Annotated in this window: 20 protein-coding genes; 8 read left to right on the top strand and 12 right to left on the bottom strand. The window is 45.9% G+C overall.

Translation table 11 applies throughout. The features are described 5' to 3' along the window. The first annotated feature begins 151 nt into the window (after positions 1-151). Positions 152-1810 carry an ABC transporter substrate-binding protein gene (locus tag DYB02_RS21865; RefSeq protein ID WP_029803772.1) on the top strand — a complete coding sequence of 553 codons (1659 nt, stop codon included), beginning with the start codon at positions 152-154 and terminating at the stop codon, positions 1808-1810. An 89-nt stretch (positions 1811-1899) separates the two neighbouring features. On the opposite strand, the gene ompV is transcribed toward DYB02_RS21865, so the two are convergent. Next, on the bottom strand, positions 1900-2676 hold the full coding sequence (gene ompV / locus DYB02_RS21870) for an outer membrane protein OmpV (RefSeq protein ID WP_005464165.1): 777 nt from the start codon (positions 2674-2676) through the stop codon (positions 1900-1902). Between the two features lie 216 nt (positions 2677-2892). Beyond that, positions 2893-3417 (bottom strand): copper resistance protein NlpE, encoded by a 525-nt coding sequence (locus DYB02_RS21880; protein ID WP_005464155.1) that lies wholly within the window; start codon positions 3415-3417, stop codon positions 2893-2895. Positions 3418-3793: 376 nt separating this feature from the next. Here DYB02_RS21880 and DYB02_RS21890 point away from each other — a divergent pair, with 376 nt between their 5' ends. Genes DYB02_RS21890 through nqrM form a run of 3 tightly spaced genes read left to right on the top strand, consistent with a single transcriptional unit; the run spans position 3794 to position 4792 of the window. After that, complete coding sequence (locus DYB02_RS21890) at positions 3794-4084, top strand: DUF134 domain-containing protein (RefSeq protein WP_005464150.1); 291 nt, start codon at positions 3794-3796, stop codon at positions 4082-4084. Continuing rightward, positions 4081-4581 carry a NifB/NifX family molybdenum-iron cluster-binding protein gene (locus tag DYB02_RS21895; RefSeq protein ID WP_005479888.1) on the top strand — a complete coding sequence of 167 codons (501 nt, stop codon included), beginning with the start codon at positions 4081-4083 and terminating at the stop codon, positions 4579-4581. The genes DYB02_RS21890 and DYB02_RS21895 overlap by 4 nt, the downstream gene beginning before the upstream one ends. A gap of 1 nt (position 4582) precedes the next feature. Further along, entirely contained in the window at positions 4583-4792 is a 210-nt protein-coding gene (gene nqrM, locus DYB02_RS21900) for a (Na+)-NQR maturation NqrM (RefSeq protein ID WP_005464141.1), read from the top strand. On the opposite strand, the gene DYB02_RS21905 is transcribed toward nqrM, so the two are convergent. Continuing rightward, on the bottom strand, positions 4770-5582 hold the full coding sequence (locus DYB02_RS21905; RefSeq protein ID WP_041953242.1) for a phosphotransferase family protein: 813 nt from the start codon (positions 5580-5582) through the stop codon (positions 4770-4772). The genes nqrM and DYB02_RS21905 overlap by 23 nt on opposite strands. Positions 5583-5769: 187 nt before the next feature. Between DYB02_RS21905 and DYB02_RS21910 the strand changes: the two genes are divergently transcribed. Next, positions 5770-5964: a hypothetical protein gene (locus tag DYB02_RS21910; RefSeq protein ID WP_005373920.1), complete on the top strand. Its 195-nt coding sequence runs from the start codon at positions 5770-5772 to the stop codon at positions 5962-5964. 75 nt (positions 5965-6039) lie between these two features. Here the strand turns inward: DYB02_RS21910 and fusA are convergent, their stop codons facing one another. The 5 genes from fusA to DYB02_RS21945 form a co-directional block, all read right to left on the bottom strand. Further along, positions 6040-8064 carry an elongation factor G gene (gene fusA, locus DYB02_RS21915; protein WP_029804731.1) on the bottom strand — a complete coding sequence of 675 codons (2025 nt, stop codon included), beginning with the start codon at positions 8062-8064 and terminating at the stop codon, positions 6040-6042. Positions 8065-8357: 293 nt separating this feature from the next. Next, the gene (gene dgcA, locus DYB02_RS21925) at positions 8358-9350 is read right to left on the bottom strand and encodes an N-acetyl-D-Glu racemase DgcA (protein ID WP_029804732.1); all 993 of its coding nucleotides are present in this window, start codon (positions 9348-9350) and stop codon (positions 8358-8360) included. Between the two features lie 50 nt (positions 9351-9400). Then, positions 9401-10405 (bottom strand): N-acetyltransferase DgcN, encoded by a 1005-nt coding sequence (dgcN, locus tag DYB02_RS21930; protein WP_029804733.1) that lies wholly within the window; start codon positions 10403-10405, stop codon positions 9401-9403. Positions 10406-10506: 101 nt separating this feature from the next. Then, a complete protein-coding gene (locus DYB02_RS21935; RefSeq protein WP_029804734.1) occupies positions 10507-11388 on the bottom strand; it encodes a LysR family transcriptional regulator in 882 nt (293 codons plus the stop codon). Positions 11389-11542: 154 nt separating this feature from the next. Further along, a complete protein-coding gene (locus tag DYB02_RS21945) occupies positions 11543-12751 on the bottom strand; it encodes an MFS transporter (RefSeq protein WP_029804735.1) in 1209 nt (402 codons plus the stop codon). A gap of 200 nt (positions 12752-12951) precedes the next feature. Here DYB02_RS21945 and soxR point away from each other — a divergent pair, with 200 nt between their 5' ends. After that, positions 12952-13389, top strand: coding sequence for a redox-sensitive transcriptional activator SoxR (gene soxR / locus DYB02_RS21955; RefSeq protein WP_005464169.1), 438 nt, complete (start codon positions 12952-12954; stop codon positions 13387-13389). 3 nt (positions 13390-13392) lie between these two features. Here soxR and DYB02_RS21960 read toward each other — a convergent pair whose 3' ends face one another. Together DYB02_RS21960 and DYB02_RS21965 are read right to left on the bottom strand one after the other, a co-directional pair. Beyond that, positions 13393-13788: a DUF2391 family protein gene (locus DYB02_RS21960; RefSeq protein WP_005464146.1), complete on the bottom strand. Its 396-nt coding sequence runs from the start codon at positions 13786-13788 to the stop codon at positions 13393-13395. Positions 13789-13801: 13 nt separating this feature from the next. Next, positions 13802-14653 carry a tetratricopeptide repeat protein gene (locus tag DYB02_RS21965; RefSeq protein WP_005464201.1) on the bottom strand — a complete coding sequence of 284 codons (852 nt, stop codon included), beginning with the start codon at positions 14651-14653 and terminating at the stop codon, positions 13802-13804. 238 nt (positions 14654-14891) lie between these two features. On the opposite strand from DYB02_RS21965, the gene DYB02_RS21975 reads away from it, so the two are divergent. After that, positions 14892-15362, top strand: coding sequence for an ASCH domain-containing protein (locus DYB02_RS21975; RefSeq protein ID WP_029804736.1), 471 nt, complete (start codon positions 14892-14894; stop codon positions 15360-15362). A gap of 67 nt (positions 15363-15429) precedes the next feature. Here DYB02_RS21975 and DYB02_RS21980 read toward each other — a convergent pair whose 3' ends face one another. Further along, entirely contained in the window at positions 15430-16017 is a 588-nt protein-coding gene (locus tag DYB02_RS21980; RefSeq protein WP_029804737.1) for a class I SAM-dependent methyltransferase, read from the bottom strand. 123 nt (positions 16018-16140) lie between these two features. Then, the gene (locus tag DYB02_RS21985; protein ID WP_029804738.1) at positions 16141-17658 is read right to left on the bottom strand and encodes a phospholipase D family protein; all 1518 of its coding nucleotides are present in this window, start codon (positions 17656-17658) and stop codon (positions 16141-16143) included. 741 nt (positions 17659-18399) lie between these two features. Between DYB02_RS21985 and DYB02_RS21995 the strand changes: the two genes are divergently transcribed. Beyond that, entirely contained in the window at positions 18400-19557 is a 1158-nt protein-coding gene (locus DYB02_RS21995) for an efflux RND transporter periplasmic adaptor subunit (protein WP_029804739.1), read from the top strand. The last annotated feature ends 13 nt before the right edge of the window (positions 19558-19570 follow it).

Consider the following 19570-nt stretch of genomic DNA (forward strand, 5'->3'; position numbering starts at 1 on the left):
TATTCAAGTTCTTTGGGCTTAACCCAAGCGGTGTGCTGTTGTTTGTTCAGTTAAGCCCTCAGTTTGAATTCATATAGATATGACACAGGAAGTTTGGTCACTAAGCTTCCTGTGTTATTTTTGGTTTTTAGAAAAACGCTCAGGAAGCACTGTGAACGATGTAAATCTTAGATATTTAGATTTTCTGCTCAAACATTTTGAACCGCATAAGCATCATTTAGTGACGCTTAGCGAACTCGAATCTGTGATTTGCACGTCCAGACGTAACGTTTCCATTGTGATGAAAAAGCTGGCGGCTTACGGTTGGGTGGATTGGCAACCGGCGATTGGGCGAAGCAACCCAAGCCGCTTGAGTATCACCATTACTTTGCAACAAGCGATGACCGAGTTTTTGGTGGAAGAGCTTGCCAGAGGCAGAATGAATTCGATAACAAAGCTTATCGATTGGTTCGGCCAAACTGCGGTTCGTTCGCTTACGATTGCATCGGAAAAAGTGAACGAGCTGAATGAGTCTAAAAACGCCATTCTTATTTCTTCTTATCCGTGGGTTTCAAATATCGATCCCGCAGAAACCTTCCGTCATACCGAATTACACGTAGTCAAAAGTGTTTATGATGGGCTGCTAACACAAAACTCCAATGGTGGCATTGAGCCCGCTTTAGCGCATGAATGGAAAATGGAAGAAAACGTCATGACGTTATGGTTAAGGCCAGGCATTTTTCGTCATGATGGTGAGCTTCTGAGCATAGACGATGTGGTTTGGAGTTTAGAAAGACTCAAGCAAATTAAAGGGCCGGTTTATGAGCTCTGGCAATGCATTGAAACCGTTACAACCGAAACATCGAACTGCTTGAAGATAGTGCTCAAACGCGCAAACCAATTCTTTCCATACATGTTAGCCACGCCACATGCCTCAATATTGTGTCGAGACACGGCCTCTTTTGGCTCGGGTTATTCATATCATATCGGTACTGGGCCATTTCGAATCAGCAGTTGGAACAAAGAGAGCATCACGCTGCAAGCGCACAAAGAGTATTTTTCTGCACGCGCGCTTTTGGATCAAATCACGCTTTCTCACGGCGATGTTCAAAACTTGAATATGCTGAGTTTCAATCAAGTCTCGGATCATGTTGAGATTGAAAAAATCAGCGCACTTTCCTATCTCACTTATCGTGAGAGGCGAGATTCGCAACTGACGAAACAAGAGTGGTGCCAGCTTGCCAACTATATTAATCAGCAAAAGCGGCACCATGAGCCACAAAGTGCCGTCGACAGTATTCAGTTATCGCCTCTTGAGCCTAGTTGTAGCGCTGAGACAGCGCCAACGTTACAAGGCAAAGTCGTGCTTGCTGAACCGATATGGACTATCCCGAACCTGATGCGACATTCTGAATGGTTGCACGAGGTGATTCGTAGCACGGGGCTAGAGTTAGAGGTCATCAAAGTGGAAGACATTAGTTTTCCCGAGTCAGTTTCACACTTGGCGGATTTATTGTTCATTGAAGAGGTCATGGAAGCGCCATTTGAATATGGGGTCTTCGAATGGCTATCGGTGGCGACTGGTTTACGTTTTAGTTTCGAACAAAACCAGATGGAGCGTCACCGCGAGCAGCTTCAAGAAGCCATTGCTTATGAACAACCGATTTCTCATTTGCTGGGTATTGAAGAAGCGCTACGCGCGCAATATGTCTATTTGCCTTTGTTCATTGGCTACGAAGAAGTGACAAAAACTCAACAAGTTCGGGGCGTGCAAGTTAAGAATACAGGCTATAGCGACTTACACCGACTTTGGCTTGCTCACAGTAGTTAGCCCGTTTGATGCCAATCGCATCATCATATTCTAGAAAGCAAAAAGCCATCAGTACGATGGCTTTTTTAGATTTCAAATTAAAATCTGAGTTAGAAGTTGTAAGACACGCTTGCGCCAACAACCCATTGGTTTGCGCTATCTACAACAGATGAATCACTGATACCACTGCCTAGGCGAGTGTATTGAGTCGTTTGGTTGATTTGCCAGTTGTCATTAATTGGCATAACCAGCTTGTAGCCCAGACCGTAGCTTACAGTTGCATCACCTTTGTATGCTTTGCGGTTTGCCGTCGCTTCACGGTCTTTGATGCCAAAGTAGTAATCTACGTAGTCTTCACTTTGATAAGTTAGGTTAGCAAAAGGAACAAAATCAACACTACCGAAGTTCATGATGTGGAAGTACGTCGCGCCCGCTAAGTAACCTTTGTATGCGCCGCTGATGTCGTGTTGTAGGTATGTCGAGATGACGTTGTGCTCATCTAGAGTGAAATCGGTATTTAGACCTAAATCAACCGCTAAACGACGTTTTTGTGTGCCTTTCAAGCTCTTTGCTACATCGCCATCACGAATAATGCCGCTGCCTACCACGTATGCGCTCATGTTTATCAGATCGTTGGTTTCACCCAAGAAGCGGTAGTTGATGCCGCCCAAATCTGCGTTGAAGTCTTCACCGTGGTAACCACCGTTTAGGATTGGTGCAGTATTGTGTTTTTGATCTTTAAATAGATCACTACCTTGAGCTACGCCCACTTCCGCAACCCAACCACCTTGGTTGTTGTAGATGTTGCCGTTACGGATGTATGTGTCACCTGCCGTTGCGGTGCCAGCTGCTGCCAAAGTTAGTAGTGCAATAAGTGTCTTGTTCATTTGTATTTCCTGTACCGTTTATTTTATTTTGAACAGTGTACAAAATGGTGTTGTAAGCCTCTATCAGCAAAGCGTATGGAAATGTATGGCTTTCGGTGATTTCGCTTTTTGCGTAATGACAAAACAGTATGGTTGGGGGAAGGGAAGGTTGGGGAGAACAAAAAAACCGAGCTTGGGGAGTCTCGGTTTTCAGCATCTATCAGGTCAGAGTGACGATTATTGTTGCTTTGTTAGGTTGTAAAACGAAGCTAATTCGCCAGTTGCTTTCTCACCGTTCATGTCTAGCATCATAAGCATGTTCTCGCCTACGAAGTATTGGTTTGGTGCGTCTTCGTCGGTCAGCGTTACGATGCTGCCGTTTTCATCCCAAGTGAAGTGGCCTTCTGATTTGAACTTGCCATCTTCTTTGTCTTGGTAGTTTTGCTCAAGCACGTAGCTGCCATCTTGATTTAGCGTCAGAGTTACGTCGATGCCTGCGCAATCAGCACATGGTAGTGTGCCTTTGTAAACGCCATTCCAATCTAGCGCGTTTTTCGCGTTGTGCTCTGAGTCTACAAACGTTTCTGTGGTGATCACTTGTTCTTCTTCCACTGGTACTGCATCGACAGGCAGTTCAGTGTCAGTGACTTCCATTTCTACTGCTTGAGGAGTTTCAACTGCACTTGTTTCTACTGGTTTCTCGTCTTGACAGCCTGCAAGAATAATTACCGCACCAGTTAACGCCAACATTGTCTTTTTCATTTTATCCCTCTTTAAATCAAGATTTTGTATGCCATTAATATTAGCCCTGTTTCCGACGTTTACGTCATAACAAAGCAATAGAATGATCTATCTGTGTCAATAAAACCGGTGTTTTTGGCGCTATCCAAGCGTCGCGCCATGACTTGGAGATAAAGTAGTCAGAATCATCAAACGCATGTAAATGCTTGAATTGTAGAACTGAGTATTGAGCGGGCTTTAAGCAAGTGGCAATTGAAGATTCGTTGTGGTGTGAAAACAGCCAGCATCTTATTAAATACGATTTTTGCAAACTTAGATTATTAGCATATGCCAAAAATGTTATTGGCATATGCCATAATTTGGGCGTAACGTAGCACAGTGTTTGAGAGGGACGATAATGGCAAGACCAAAAATAGAAAGAAGAATATGCGGCCGTGCAGCGCACCATTGTTTCAAGCCCAATGGCGTGCCATTCCATCAGTTGGAGCAAGTCGCCATATTGCCAGAAGAACTTGAAGCACTGCGCTTGGCTGATTTAGAGGGACTCAGCCAACAACAAGCCGCAGATCAAATGGGCATATCTAGACAAACTTTTGGCAACACAGTAAAAAGTGCGCGGTTCAAGGTCGCAAAAAGTTTAGTTGAAGGTCATGCATTAGTTTTTCCGAATGAGGAGTCAAACTTATGATTTATGCTATTCCTAATGATGGTGAGCGGGTGGCAAACCATTTTGTCAAAGCGCCTTACATCGCTATTTATTCTGATACTGACGGAATGCTTAAAAACCTAGCAAACATCGCTGCAATGCCCCAAGCTGGCTGCAAAGCGAAGTCCCAGCTTATTCAATCTTTACAAGACTACAATGTAGAAGCTGTGCTGGTGCGCAACATCGGCGAGCGCGCATTAGAAAAGCTTTTGCACAGTGGCAAACAAGTGTTCAGACTTTCAACGCGCAGCTCATTGGAAGATGTACTTGCCGTTCCGAGAGAGCCACTGACAGACGCATCGCAAGGTCGTCCATCAACCAATCATCAGAAAAAAGGTGGGTGCGGATCATGTGGCTGCGGCGGTAAAAAAGCCAAACCTTCGTTGCTAGCACGTCCTAAACAGGCTGCTGCATTATTCGCCGCAAAATCGAGCCCAGCTATACTTAGCGTAAAGGCGTCGATTAAAAAGGCAGGTTAGTATGGTTTGGTTGTTTACCTTTCTTGGTTTTCTCGCGATTATTTTGTTGATGTCACTTGGGGTTATCTTTCATAACAAGCGTATTCAAGGAAGTTGCGGCGGTTTAAACAACGTCGGTGTCGACAAAGTATGCAACTGCGAAACCACATGCGCAGAGCCTGAGCGTCACTTGTATCAAATCTCAGAGCCTAACTCATCACCTGAGCGCTAAGGCTTTTGGCCCATTGCGGCAAGGTTTGTCGAAACCAGTCCAAATATTTGCTGGTCTGCGGATTTTTTCTGGAGACCAGTATGTTGACTACCTCGACGACGATCCACGCTTTTGCTAATCCGATATCGCGCGCCAATTCTGTTGTTTCACCTTTCTCGGCGCACTTTATATACCTGCCTGCCACCTTCAAGTAATCATCAAATGTGCCCATGCCTTCGATGAGCGGCGCTAAATCTATCGCGACATGCCCTGTAGAAAAGCGCTCCCAGTCGAACAGCACTAGCTCGCCATTTTCGCGCTGTCCCCAGTTTCCAGCATTCGAGTCTCCGGAGATCAAGTTCTGTCCATCGAAAAGGTGCGCCGATCGTTGTTGGAGGTTGTGGAAGAACTGTTTTGTCTCTGAGCCCAGTTCAAGTGTAGCGAGTGCTTGTTGAGTCGCTTGTGGTGTCCACTGGTGGCGGTGATAAATACCATCTGATGTTGGTGGAAGTTGGTGCAGTTTGACGAGTTGTTCAATGACTCGATCATCTTCAAGTAAGAATGCTTGCTCGACTGCGTGGGGAACGTATTCAATGTGCAGAACGTTTTTCTGGTCGTCGAATTGAATCAAGCGCGGTACGTGTATTCCAAGCGCGTTAAACTGTTCGGCATAGCGTTGATAAAACGCCACTTCTATTTGAGTAGGGTTACGTTTTTCTATTACTTGGACTCCATCTTTTTCGATGAGAAAAACTTTGGCACTGCCCATTTGGTTGAGTTCTTGTTGCGACACCGGACTTCCTGTCTTCATGTAGAGAAATCTCACCTTAATCGCTGTACTCACGTTTGCCAATAGCCACGACAAAGTGCCTCAAAAATATTAAATGCAACTGTTTAAATATGATTTTGTCGTTGGTGTCTAAATTTTACACAGTTACGCCTGTACTCCGATAAATTCGTTCTACGCTTACTATTCGTCTTAATAAAGGAGAACCAAAATGGCTGTAATGAAGCAGGATATTCCAAATCGTGTAACGGTTTACCATGACAATATCGACCAAGAACAAGAGCTGAAAAATGCGATGCTGCCAGAGAAACCGCGCTACTTTAACGGTGCTCCGACTTACAAAGCGAACAGCATCGAAGAGTTTGAAAGCAAAATCAGTCAGATAGGTTTGTCTCTCGATAAATAATTTTTCTTTTACCTAAAAGCGCCCTCAAAATGAGGGCGCTTTTTTATTTATATGATTGATTTGAATCGTAAGGAATTAACCTTGTTGTGTACTGCCTTGGCAGACTTGTTTCTGCACTGCTGGTGGCGCGGGCTCGTAATGGCTTAAGGTCATACTAAAGCTGCCTTCACCACCAGTGATGGAGCGTAATCGACGAGCGTAATCTTGCAGCTCGTTTACTGGTGACTTGGCTCTGAGTAAGGTGAAGCTACTGTCGATTGGCTCGGTGCCTTCGATCAAGCCTCGGTTTCCAGATAAATCTCCAGAAACATCGCCAACGTTCGCGGTTGGGATGTGCAGTTCCATCTGGACAATGGGTTCTAGCACAATAGGATCGGCGTTGTTAATCGCATCTAAAAAGGCTTTCTTACCTGCGATGACAAACGCTATTTCTTTCGAATCGACGGAGTGATATTTACCGTCATAAACGGTGACTTCCACATCCTTAATTGGGTTGCCAGAAATCGCGCCTTCCTCTAACGCTTGCAAAATACCTTTTTCAACAGCAGGAATGAGCGCGGTTGGAATGGCGCCACCCACCACTTTGTTGATGAACTTAAATCCGGCACCACGTTCGAGTGGACGAACCTTCAATTGCACTTCACCAAATTGGCCTGCACCGCCACTTTGTTTTTTGTGTCGATAATGCCCTTCGGCAGGTTTGGTGATGGTTTCAAAGTATTCAACGCTTGGTTGGCAGGTTTCGACGTCCAGTTTGTACACGTTCGCCATCTTTTCTAATGCGACTTTGAGGTGAAACTCCCCTTGGCCGCTGATGATGGTTTCGTTGGTGCGAGCGCGATGTTCGATGCGCAGCGAAGGATCTTCACTGGCAATTTTATTCAGCACATCTCCTAATTTTTGCTCATCTCCACGCTTAAGAGGCTTCAAGCACAAAGAATACATGGAGTCAGGAAGGTCCAACGTTTTGAGTTGAACACCATCTTCTTCGTGAGAGTCATGAACGATTGAATCGAATTCGAGATCATCCACTTTGGCTAAAACGCAGAAGTCGCCTGCTAGCGCGCGAGGGATCTCGGTTCTATCTTTGCCCTGCAGTTGATATAAGTGCCCAACTTTAAATGCCTTGTTGCTTTCGCCAATATAAAGCTGGCTGCCTGCATTGATTTCACCCTGATACACACGTAAGTAGGCAAGTTTACCCATGTATGGGTCGACGCTGACTTTGTACACGTGTGCGACGGTGTGTTCTAAGGTTTCGCAATTTACTTTGATTTTTTTGCCGTTCTTTTCCAGTAGAGGAGGGTTACCCTCGTTTGGCATGGGCATGATCTCCGCCAAGGTGCGCAGCAGCAGCTCGACGCCCGCACCGGTTTGTGCTGAGACAAAACAGACCGGAATCACATGTCCAGTTCTCAGTGCTTCTTCAAATGGATCATGCAGTTGCTCTGCGGTGAGTTCGGAGCCTTGTTCCAGATACAGTTCCATCAGTTCTTCATCGACTTCGATAACTTGGTCAATTAAGGTCTCATGAGCTTCATCTACCGTTGCAAGTAAGGTTTCTCGTCCCAATTCTGGTTCGAAATAACAGTCAACTACAGATCCCCCGTCAGCCGAAGGTAAGTTGATCGGCAAGCAGTGGTCCCCAAAATGCTCAACGATGTTCTCCATCAATCTCTCTAACTGATTACCGTGGTTATCGAGCTTATTGATGATGATCATCTGACATTTTTGCTGCTCTTTTGCAAAGGTGAATAAGCGATCGGAAGTTTGGTTTAGTGGTGTTTGAGGGTCGATGACAAGGGCGGATGTTTCAACGGCAGGAAAAACGCTGATCGTACGGCCAAGTAACTCGTTTTGTCCCGGAGTGTCGATGATATTGAGCCGGTGTTTATTCCAGCGCAGTGCGACTGGCGTTGCTTCAATACTGTGTTGATATTGGATGGATTGAGGGTCGAAGTCGGTAACGGTATCGCCTTTTTCTACGCTGCCTAAATGGTGCGTGGCATCGCAGGTGAAGAGCAGTTTTTCTATCAGCGTGGTTTTACCGGTCCCGGTTTGGCCGACAAAAGCGATATTGCGTATTTTGTTGATAGGCATAGAGCCTCCTTGCAAGATGGCATGAAAAACCTACGAATTGCTAGGAAGTGGGTTGCTATAGAAACCCACGCACTGCATTGGAGTAGGGCGGGATTACCGCCTATTCGTCTTCCATGTCATTTTCCGGATGACTCGATGCATAAGACCACCTTCTTGGACTACTGTAATCTTAGCATGCCGTAATAACCGTATAATTTATGTGACTTATTTCATGGTGGGGCTGATTGTTTTTTAATCGAGATCATAAACTCAGAGGTTCTGACTTTTCGATAAAAACCTCGGGATTGTTTAGGCTACTTGGAAAGAACGATTTCGCCGTCGCTATAAACTAAGCTAGGCGTTACATCTTGTCCGAGCAACACCGGGCCATCAAGATCGACAACGCTTGCCTGAGCAGCAATGGGTAACGCAGCACGCATCGCCAGCGAAGTCCCCAACATACAACCGGACATGAGGCTAAAACCGAGTTTTTTTGCATCGTCGGCCAGCAATAATGCTTCACTGAGCCCGCCTGTTTTATCTAGCTTAATATTCACCATCTCGTATTTTCCAAGCAGTTGATGCAATTGCTCTCTGGTGTGACAACTTTCATCGGCGCAAAGTGGAATGGGGTGCGGAATGCTGGCGAGTACGTCGTCGCAGTCTTGTGGCAACGGTTGCTCGATCATGGTGATATTAAACGGTTCGAGTTGAGCAAATACCGTCGCGAGGTCGAGGCTTTGCCATGCTTCATTCGCATCTAAAACAATTTGCGCGTGCGGCGCGGCATCGCGTACTGCTGCAACGCGCTCAATCACGTTTTCACCATCCAGTTTTACCTTTAGCAGTTTTGCGCCTTGGCTAAGGTAAGCTTGCGCCTGTTTGGCCATCGCTTGCGGCGTGTCGATAGAAACCGTCATCGCCGTCACAATCGCCTCGGGTAACGTAAAGAGGTCGTGAACCTGCTGCTTGTGGCTCAAAAGCGCGTGAAGATGCCAAAGGGCGCAATCCAATGCATTTCTTGCCGCTCCTGCGGGCAATAACGATTGAAGCTGGCTTTTGAGAGCCATCACATCAGCTTCGCCTTTGGCGTACAAACTTTGCAGTTCATGCGCGGCGTGAGAAATCGCCTTAATTACCGATTCAACCGATTCACCATAACGTGGGTATGGTGTGCATTCTCCTTGGGCGATCATGTCTCGATGTTCAATTGTCACGCGGACTACGTGGCACTCTGTCCGACTGCCGCGAGATATGCGAAATGGTGTCGCCATGGCAATCGTGACAGGTTCTACATGAATTTTCATCTCACTAGTTTTCCCTAAACCGCAGTTATTTTCTAAACCGTAAATGTTTCCTAAATCGTAAGGATCTTATCTGCAACCGCATCAACGCCAAAACGCACAGGGTCGGTGACGGGCACCTGATATTTGTCGCTCCAATCCTGGCATAACTGGGCAGCATCTTCTTCGCTGATCGCCGAAGTGTTTAAGCAAATACCCACTAATTGAGCTTTTGGATTTGTTAGGCGAGCAGCGGCCAGATTTGCTTCTATCGTTTGTTCAATGGTTGGCAAGCTCGCATGTGGTAAGTTGCGGATGTGCGGGCGACCAATCTCATGGCACAGTACCAGAGCGTCCGCTTGTGCGCCGTGAAGTAAGCCCAAACTTACGCCAGCAAACGAAGGGTTAAATAACGAACCTTGCCCTTCGATGATGTCCCAATCGTGGTCAGTGAAGTCGGGGCTGATCGTTTCTACTGCGCCGGAGATAAAATCGGCAACTACGGCATCAATTGAAATGCCACTGCCTGCGATGAGAATTCCAGTTTGACCCGTTGCTTTGAACTCTGCGCGACAGTTTTTACGCTTTAATGTGTGTTCAATGGCGAGGGCAGAGTACATTTTGCCAACGGAGCAATCTGTTCCTACAGTAAGTACTCGCTTGCCTGCGCGAGCTTTGCCATTGCCGACCTTGAGCGGGGCATCATAATGGCGAACATCATACAGTTTGGTTAATCCGCGTTGTTCTAGATCGGCAAGAGGAGCAAATTCCGCCAAACGTTGGTGCATGCCCGATGCAATTTCAAATCCCATTTCTGCTGCTTCAAGTAAGGTTGCTTGCCAAGCTTCGGGAATGACTCCCCCCGGGTTTGCTGTGCCAAGGACCAGCGTTTTTGCTCCTTGCTGCTGCGCTTGTTGTAGTGTCATGTCGGTTAAACCAAGCGATACGGTTTCTGGCGTCAGGCGGATTTGGCCAAGACAAATCTCAGGTCGCCATTGGTAAATGCCACGCGCGGTTTTTGCTGCGAGTGGATCGGTTACATCGCCAAGAAAGAGTAGGTAAGGTTGAGCAATTTGCATGATGGTTCCCTTCGTCATCGTTATTGCTCATTAATGTAGCCAGACTGATTTAGGAAACCGAATGCTTATTTGTTAGGCAGGTATAACTTCAAGTTATACCTTTAAACCATCTGTTGTTTTAGGGCGGTGATAAATTGCTTTGTCGCAATGGATTGAGGCGTGTGCTCTGCGAATAAAATAGAGACAGAGAAGGACATGTTTGGCTCCAAAGCATGCACGGAGGCGGCATTATCTTGGCGATATTGTTTTGCAGTCCATGGGTCTACAATGGCGAACCCTGCTTGGTGTTTCACCAGTTCAGCCGCCGCGGAGTAGCTGCGTACAGTGATGGCATGTTGATAATGCTCGTCACGCGCCGATAAGGTTTGATGCAGCAATAAGCCCAGAGGATCTCGGCTATCTAAACCGATAATAGGTAAATCGTGACTGATGAGTTCTTCTAAAATGACGGTTTTTTCTTCGAGTATCACTGCGCTTTTAGGGGCGATTAGCGCCAAGTTTTCTTTCAATAACACGTGCCCCATGATCGCTGGTGGTGTTTCTTCACCAAAAGCGATAGCGACATCCAATTCATGTTTCAGTAATCCTGAGCACAGCTCATCGCGATTGGCCGTTAAGAGCTCAAAGGAGATGCCGTGCTCTTTCGACAACAACGCGACAGTCGGCGCTAACAAGTGCGCGGCCAAAACAGGCGGGGCACCGACTCGTAAATGTTGAGCTCCCTGTTTGACTTTGTTGGTCAGAGAGCGAAATTGTCCGAGTTGTTGATAGACTTTTTCTGCCTCTGGCAATAAGGCTTTGGCTTCTTGAGTGGGAACGAGGCGACCTTTTACGCGTTCAAATAAAGCGAAGCCCAGTTGTTGCTCTGTATGGGCGAGAACTCGAGTGACATTGGGCTGGGAAACGTGCAGTAAGCGAGCCGCGCCAGACACCGTTCCTGCTTGCATAATGGCGTAAAAGACTTCCAATTGTCTTAAGTTCACGGCGATTTCCCTCTGCTCATATTGGTCACCTCAGAATACCTAACCTTGCTGATGAGCGATAGAGGCAAAAGTGCTGGCGTAAAAAATAGGAAGAGGATGTTGGTTGCCTTCTTATCTCGCTTTTTCAATTTCTCAACTTCTCAATTTCTATGCTTCACTTTACTGCTGCATGAAGGGGCAGGTCGTTAAACGGCTCGACGTCTCGGCTGAGTAATCCCATCAAAACCACTGCTAACACCATGACAACAGCTGCTATTGCAAAACCGTATTGTGTTAGCTCGTAATGACTTAACATCGCGATTAACACGTAACTGAGAGATTGAATGGTGGTGGCAAACATGCTGATGCCGCCATCGACGCGACCTCGTTGATGAACCGCTACGGTGTGATGCATCCAGTTGACTCTCGCAATGCGATTTAGCGCGTTAAACACACCAAACAGAGCCGTAAACAATAAGATGGTCAGTGGGCTTATCGCAAAACTCATTCCGATAAACGCTATAGATACCATGACCATCGAAGCAAACATAATGTGGCTATGGGAGGCGCGACTCAGCACTTTGGTGACAATGAAACCTGTTAGTAACGAGCCGAGACCAAAACTGATGTTGAACCCTGCAAACCAATCGCCAGAGATGCCTTGTTCAGAAAACCAAATCGGCACCAGTTTGCTCAAATACGTCAATGTAGGATAAGAGAGGCAAGAGAGCAGAATAAAGCCATAAAATCGGGGTTCGAGACGGAATATTTGTTTGCTCTCTTTGAGTTGTGCGATGAAAGCTACGGATTTTGATGCCCTCAATTGTTGGGTATACGGCGTCAGAATATAAAACATCGCCGCCAAAGCGGATGCGCTGGCCGCAAACAAAGCAAACTCTTTCATGCCCCACATTTCAAGCAAAACAATACCCAACGCGCCAGCTCCAAGGGTTGTGGATTGCATTACAATTTCTTGCTGACCCGAAATTTTTGCGTATTCGTGATGCTGATAATTTTCTTGGGTGAAGGCGTTGTTGGTCGTCCATGCAAAGTTACTCGAAACCCAATACACCAATTGCGCAAAAGCCAACAGCCAGTGGGATTCAAACCCTAACCAATAAGCAATGAACACCACCAAAGCCATGCCCGATTGAATCCATTGATTGAGCACGAGGAGTGCTTTTCGTGAGTGTCGGTCCACTAAAGTGGAAAAGAAAGGCGTTGTCAGAAAAGAAATCGCGGTGCAGCTCAGAGAAACTAAAGCGACGAATGTGCCCATTTTGGGCTCGGAAAGCATGACCCATGGCAGTGCCATCATGAACAAGCCAGAGGATATACTGTCGAAGAAGCGGCCTGCTAAGTACGGCTGAGTTTTATTTTTCATTATGTTTGCCTCAAATTCCCAATGGATTTCAAAACGTTGGCTTCTAGCGGTGCTGTGTTTGTCAACCAAGTTATGCGTCCTGAACGCAATATTTCGAGACCGTCTGGGTTTAGCGTTATTTAAGATGGTGTAACTTTAGAACCTCAAGTAAACTTGAGGTAAAGCTTTTTTTAACAAAATAGAAACACGGGAAGTCAAGGATGGAAATCAGCGTAGGAGAAGTGGCAAAACGTTCTGGAGTGAAAGTCTCTGCCCTGCATTTTTATGAACAAAAAGGACTGATTTCGAGTTGGAGAAATCAAGGCAATCAGCGCCGCTACCACCGTAGCGTTTTGCGCCGTGTCGCGGTGATTAAAGCGGCTCAGCAAGTTGGGTTATCGTTAGAAGAAATTAAACATGCGCTAGATGAGCTGCCGAAACATCAAGCTCCGAACAAAGAGCAATGGGAAGTCATGGCGAGCCATTGGCATGAACAGTTAGAACAAAAGATTCAAAAGCTCAAAGCCTTGCAAAACGATTTGGGTGGATGCATTGGCTGCGGATGTTTGTCGTTAGAAACCTGCGCACTGCGAAACCCAGAAGATGTGTTAGGCAAAGATCACTCAGGTTCTAATTTGACCTTAGAAGAAGGGGCGTAAGCGTTATTCTTTGTCGAAACTGTCCACCACAATCGCGCCCATCGACGCTGGCATTGTGATGACGATAACGCGTTTTATCGCAACGATCGGGTCTGTAAAGAGCGGCAACTTGTCGAGACAAAATAGCACCAAAGCTACCACGATAGCGGCGATGGAATAGGCGATCACAACGCGAAATACAAAGATGGGGATGCGTTTTCTAATGTGGCTTTGAAATACGCTTTGATAAGCGAAAAAGCTGAGAAAAATCACAGAAAGGCTTAACAACATGAGCAGGTTTATCATGGGTAAGCTTTCACCCAATCGCCATGCTTCTTCCGAAAAAGAGATAGGCACAGCAAGGGCAAAAGCGCCCACTAATACTTGGCTGGCATCTTCAAGATTAAAGTGGCTGCTCATGTTGTAGGTTCCGTTATTCGTTGTTATTGCTCAGTTGCAACAGCTTCTCGAATCGCTCGTTACCGTGCAGCAATTCAAGATCGCGTTCTTCTGCCAACAAATCGCGAATTGAAGGGCTGTAGTCAATGGCGCGTTCCAGATCTTCAATCGCTTGTTCCTCAATCCCTAATCGAGAGTACGCACAAGCGCGTTGGTAAAGCGCAGGGCCATTGGTGTAATCAACCTCGAGCACTCGGTTACATATGCTTAGCGCCCAATGGTATTCGTTTATTTCCATGGCCGCATCGGCTTTGTAAGTCAATGCTTCAAGGTCACCAGGTCGAATTACCAAGATTTCGTCATAAATCTCAATACGTTGTTCCGGCGTTTGCGAACTTTGAGCACGTAACCACAAGTTGTGGATTTCGTTGATCTTTTCAATCTCTTTGTTGTTTTCACTGATGATGCGAGTTTTGCGTTTTAAATCTCGCTCCAGCGCAACAAATTTCTTTTCATATTCTTGAGCGATTTTTTCCAATCGCTTGTCCGCCATTTCTTTTGTGTTGTGTTTAAACTCGCGCAGCGACTGCCAACCTACAAAGGCGATCAATGATGCCACGCCCGCGATGATGTAGAAGAAGTACGTTACCGTCACATTTGCGTAGTTCAGCGATTTATCCGCCACCGTTAATTCACGATCGGTGATCTCGGTGATCATTCGCTTTTCAAGGCTTTGGTAATCCTGACGTAAGGATTTAAGTTCATCTAAAATATAGCGTTCCATTAACGGTCTATCTAATAGATCTGATTCAGAATATTTTTCTTCGGATGCCAGAGTCGGGAGAGAAAGAATCAGGGAGAAGAAGAGGGCAATAAATAAGCGCATAAAACGTCCTTTTGCATGAAGAGTACAGATAGACCCTGCAACCATAGCAAATCGAACAAACGTTTAGCAAAGTTATTACAAAAGAAATGCTTGTCACGCTTTTGCGCAACTTTTATGGCTCAAGACAAAAGTGGAAGCAGAAAGACGGGTTTGTGAACGGTAAATTCTTTGGTCAGTTGTTCTTTGTTTTACAACTGGTTATGCTCGTCCTTAATTCTTTCTCAAGTGTGATAAGTGCATGGACGCAAAAGCAAAAAACTACTTAAATCGGTATTTTGATGCGCTCTCCCCAGAGCAGAAAAGTGCTATTCCATCAGTCAGTGCTGACTACTATTGTGCCGATGAATACAACGCGAATGTGTGCGCCGAACTCGTTCGTATTGGGCAGAAAACGGCATCGTGCAGTATGGAGCTGTGGTACAGCGAGCACGGGGAGCCGATGCCAGAGGTCGGGCATTTGCAAGTCGTCACCAATTGGGACGGTGAGCCTGTTTGTGTGATTCAAATTACGGACGTGAGCACTTGTCGATATGATGAAGTCACCGTAGAGTTTGCCTACGCAGAAGGCGAAGGTGATAGAACGTTGAACTGGTGGCGTGACGCGCATGCTGCATTTTTTAAAGCCGAGTGCGATGAGTTGAACATCGATTGGCATGAGCAACGTTTGCTGGTTCTAGAACGCTTTAAAGTGGTTTATCCATTTGAATAATCAGTGTTGAGTGACTACAAAACAGCACCGAGTTTGGTGCTGTTTTTGTTTTTTTCCTGCGTTCAGATTAACGTTTCACTGCCGTGACGCTGAATACATGCCAATGTTTAGGCGTCCCGACTATGGTGGTGCCATCTTCATCTCTTTCATGCATGGAGACGATGTCATAGCCTTCAAAACATTGCTCGACTTGCTGGCGAGTGAGTGAGGTTAGATGAGCATGCGAGTTTGAATCAACCCAAGAGTCGTTTACGCCTAAAAAGTCTCCGCAGAAAACACCACCTGATGGCAAAGAAGAATCGATTTGATTCCACACGTTTTCAAAGTGCGCTTTTGGACAAAAGAACAGACTGGCGCTAGCAATAAATAGGGTGCACTTAGGGTAATCAAAATCGCTGAAACACGCTTGCGAGATGGAGAAGTTCGGCTGTTCAGAAAAACGCGTCTCACAGGTTTTTATTGCATCTGAGTTGCTGTCGAATGCGTGAACACGAAAGCCTTGTGCGAGAAGAAAATTGGAGTCTCTCCCTGTACCGCAGCCAGCGTCAACGGCAATTTTCTCTGCTAATGTGTGAAATTGTAGGGCTTTTTCTACATTGACCCTGTGTGGTTGTTGAGCGACTTTTTGATAGTACGGATCCCATGAAACTGACATTGAATTTCCTTTTCGTTATAAAAAACGCCATTCAAATCTGAATAGCGTTTTTGCTGTCTTTGAAGCTAGCCTACACAACTCTATTTTTTGCGGCGCTAACGGAATGTAGAGAATGTGACCGAGTTAAAGTTGATCTTCTATTGGCAAAATGCCAGAGAACCAAGCGCCTAATCGGCGAAAAACGCCTGCTTCGGGTTCCGAATCATATTCCTCACCAGTTTTGGTGTTTGTCCAAACAATGTCTCCGTCACGTAGAGTGAGTCGATAAGCGTTGTCTTTCAGTTGGCTGGGTAATTTTGCCAAAAACGTTTGCACGTATTCCGGTTGTTCAATCACAACGGCCATTTCGGTATTCAAAGCCGCAGATCGAGGGTCCCAGTTCATAGAGCCGACGAACAGTGTTTCGTCATCAATCGTCATTGCCTTTGCGTGTAAGCTCGCGCGGCTACTACCTGTTAAGCTCCATTTACTCTTGAGCTTCGCGCTGGATTTCACTTCCCAAAGTTTGATGCCGGATTCGAGCAAATCTTCACGATATTTGGCGTACCAGCCATGAACGGCAAAGACGTCATTCGACGCAAGGCTGTTGGTTACGATGGTGATGTCGACACCTCGCTTAGCTGCATTCGTCAGAGCTTTTGTGCCAGCTTCTGTTGGGATGAAATAAGGCGAGATGAGCACGAAAGAGTGCTCAACACTTTTTAGTAGCTCGGTTAAGTTTCCGACTAACTGGCTATCGTGTGTCGTGACTTTATCTGGCAAATCGAACCAAACTTGTCCATCACCCCAGTACAAGTTCAGTTTGCCTTGTTTGAGGTCTTGATACATATCCAAGGCGGTAAAATCGTATCGGCCAGAAGAGAACTTTTCTTGCAAGTTTAGTTTGGTGACTTGTTTTTGAATCGCGGCATTGGAGACGCTTTGAGATTCTGGCGATATCCACTCCATCGGCACGGCGTGTACGCTGTTCCAATAAAGATCAAACTGATCCGCCGTTTGCTGCACGGCTTCCCCGTAGAGCAGTAAATCGAAGTCGCCGAACTCTACTTCTGATTCAAAAGAGAAATACTCGTTACCAATATTTCGTCCACCGACAATCGCAGAGACACTGTCAGCAATCAGCGATTTATTGTGCATTCGGCGGTTCAGACGTTCGAAGTCACTGGTTAACGCAAAGATTCGTGCAGAGCGGTATTGATGAGGATTGAACAGGCGTATCTCAATATTGGGGTGCGCATTTAGAGCCGCCATGACGTTGTCGTTGCGTTTTTGCATGTCATCAAGCAGCAGTCGGATTCTGACGCCTCGTTTTGCTGCTTCGTACAAACGCCAAGTGATCAGCTGGCTGGTTTCGTCACCGCGATAAATATAGTACTGAAGATCCAAGCTTTTTTGTGCGGACTCGATGAGAGAAGTACGAGCAAGAAGGGCATCGTGTCCTTGGTTGAGCGGGTAAAAGCCAGTGATGGTTTTAGGATCTTCGCCATAAGCTTCAAAGTAATGAGCCAGAACCGAATCTTGTTGATAGCCGAAATGGAAAGTTGTGGATTTCTCACTTGGCTGATTTGATTCGATTGATGAGCATGCTGAAAGCACTGAGAACATGGATGCGAAAATGAATTTGGAGAGCGTATGTAACAATGCACATTTCCTTGTCTTACAAAACCTTACTGTATTGAAGTATAGACATAAGTGCTTTCAACGTGCAGTTATCGCGGTTAAAGAACGAGTGTTTAGTCAAGTAAATCCATGAAGTGAGATCATACTGCGGGAAGAAAGCGGTATTGGGCGCGTTTTTCTCCTAATTTCAGTTTATTTTTATGGCGCACAAAATCATTTATTTTACTTATGTTTCTTGTTGTATTGGTCATTATCACTAATATATGGCGATAATAACCAATAGCGCTCTGTAATAAATCAATTGAAATATATAACCATATGAATTTATTGAGGTAAATGTTTGGCACAGCGTTTGCCTAGAGACAAAAGAAGTAAGTCAGCACAACTTGCGGAACTGGTTAATTTTTTGTTAAGTTTATTAACTTTGAATAGACGGTTATTTGTGGCTAGTCACCACAGAAAAACGCAGCTCTCTTACTTTACTTGAAATTGGCCTCAGCAAGCAGGCAACGAACACGGGTTCCTTGCCTTGAACTGCATGATTTCGTTTCAAGTTAGTTGAATGATGTAACGGCCACACACCATGTTGTTAGTCGCTACAGAAGTACAAATATCTTCGTCTATTTCAGATGCAATGAACTCACCGATTGCTCACAGGGAGTACTTGCTAACTCATTGAGCATTATGCTTTTTGATGTCGCATTTAGGTTGAAAAACCAACACGAGCATTCGGCTGAATACAACAATAAAAAAGGATTTTTGATGTTAGCAAAACCCATAGTACGTTGGCTTTTACCCTTCGTTGTCGTCGGCGGATCTTACGCTGGATATGCCGCGATTGCAGCGACAGCACCGGAGAAAGAGTCAACAAAAGAAACCATAACCGAACACACAGTTCGAGCCTCCTCTCTTTTTCCTACTGACCATAAAGTCGTGATTACCAGCCATGGCGAATTGGTTCCATTCGAAAAAACACACCTTTCTGCTCAAGTCAGCGGTGAAGTGATCAGTTGGCACCCTAATTTTGTAACCGGTGGCATCGTGAAGCGTGGGGAAGTGCTATTCACGATAGAAAGCGATAATTATGAAGCGGCCGTACTTCAAGCTGAAGCGGGTCTGGCTAGCGCTCGTGCATCGTTAATTGAAGAACAAGCAAAAGCGGAAGTGGCGAAACGCCAAGCGAAAAAACTTAGCGACAAGCAAGTCACCGATCTGTACTTGCGTAAACCTCAGGTGCTTAGCGCGCAAGCGCAAGTGAAGTCTGCTCAAGCCGCTCTCAAACGTGCAAATCGCGACTTGGAAAACTGCCGAGTGGTTGCGCCATACGATGCTTTAGTGGTCGAGCGTGATGTCGGTGTGGGGCAGTTTGTGACGTCGGGATCTCGTGTCGCAACTTTGAATAACATCGAAGTGGCGGAAGTGCATGTTCCAATTGCTGGTTTTGATAGTGCGTTTTTGCCGGAGTCAATCAAAGAGCTGACAGCAACTGTAACTCAGCAAGGCATTCTCTCGACTACACGTGAAGGTAAAGTCGTTCGCGATTTGGGAATGATTGATAGCGCCACACGCATGATCAATATGGTGATTCAGGTTGAAGACCCTTATGGCATCGATAACCAGCAACCGCCAATCAAATTTGGTTCTTACGTCGAAGTCAGCTTTACGGGCAAAGAGCTCAAGCACATCTATCGTCTTCCACAAGAATTAGTGAAAAACCGCACGGTTTGGGTCGTCAACGATGAAAATCAACTTCAGCCGCGCACTGTCACAGTATTAAGAGCGGAGGGAGAATTCATGTTGGTAGGTGAAGGTTTGGAACAAAGTGACCAATTGGTTCTGACTCTTCCTGAATACCCGCAAAAAGGCATGGCGGTTCAAATTGCAAAAAAGAATGACGACTCCGAAACCGTCGTACAGTAAGTAGGAGTTTGTC

It is taken from the genome of Vibrio parahaemolyticus (genome assembly GCF_900460535.1).
Taxonomy (GTDB): domain Bacteria; phylum Pseudomonadota; class Gammaproteobacteria; order Enterobacterales; family Vibrionaceae; genus Vibrio; species Vibrio parahaemolyticus.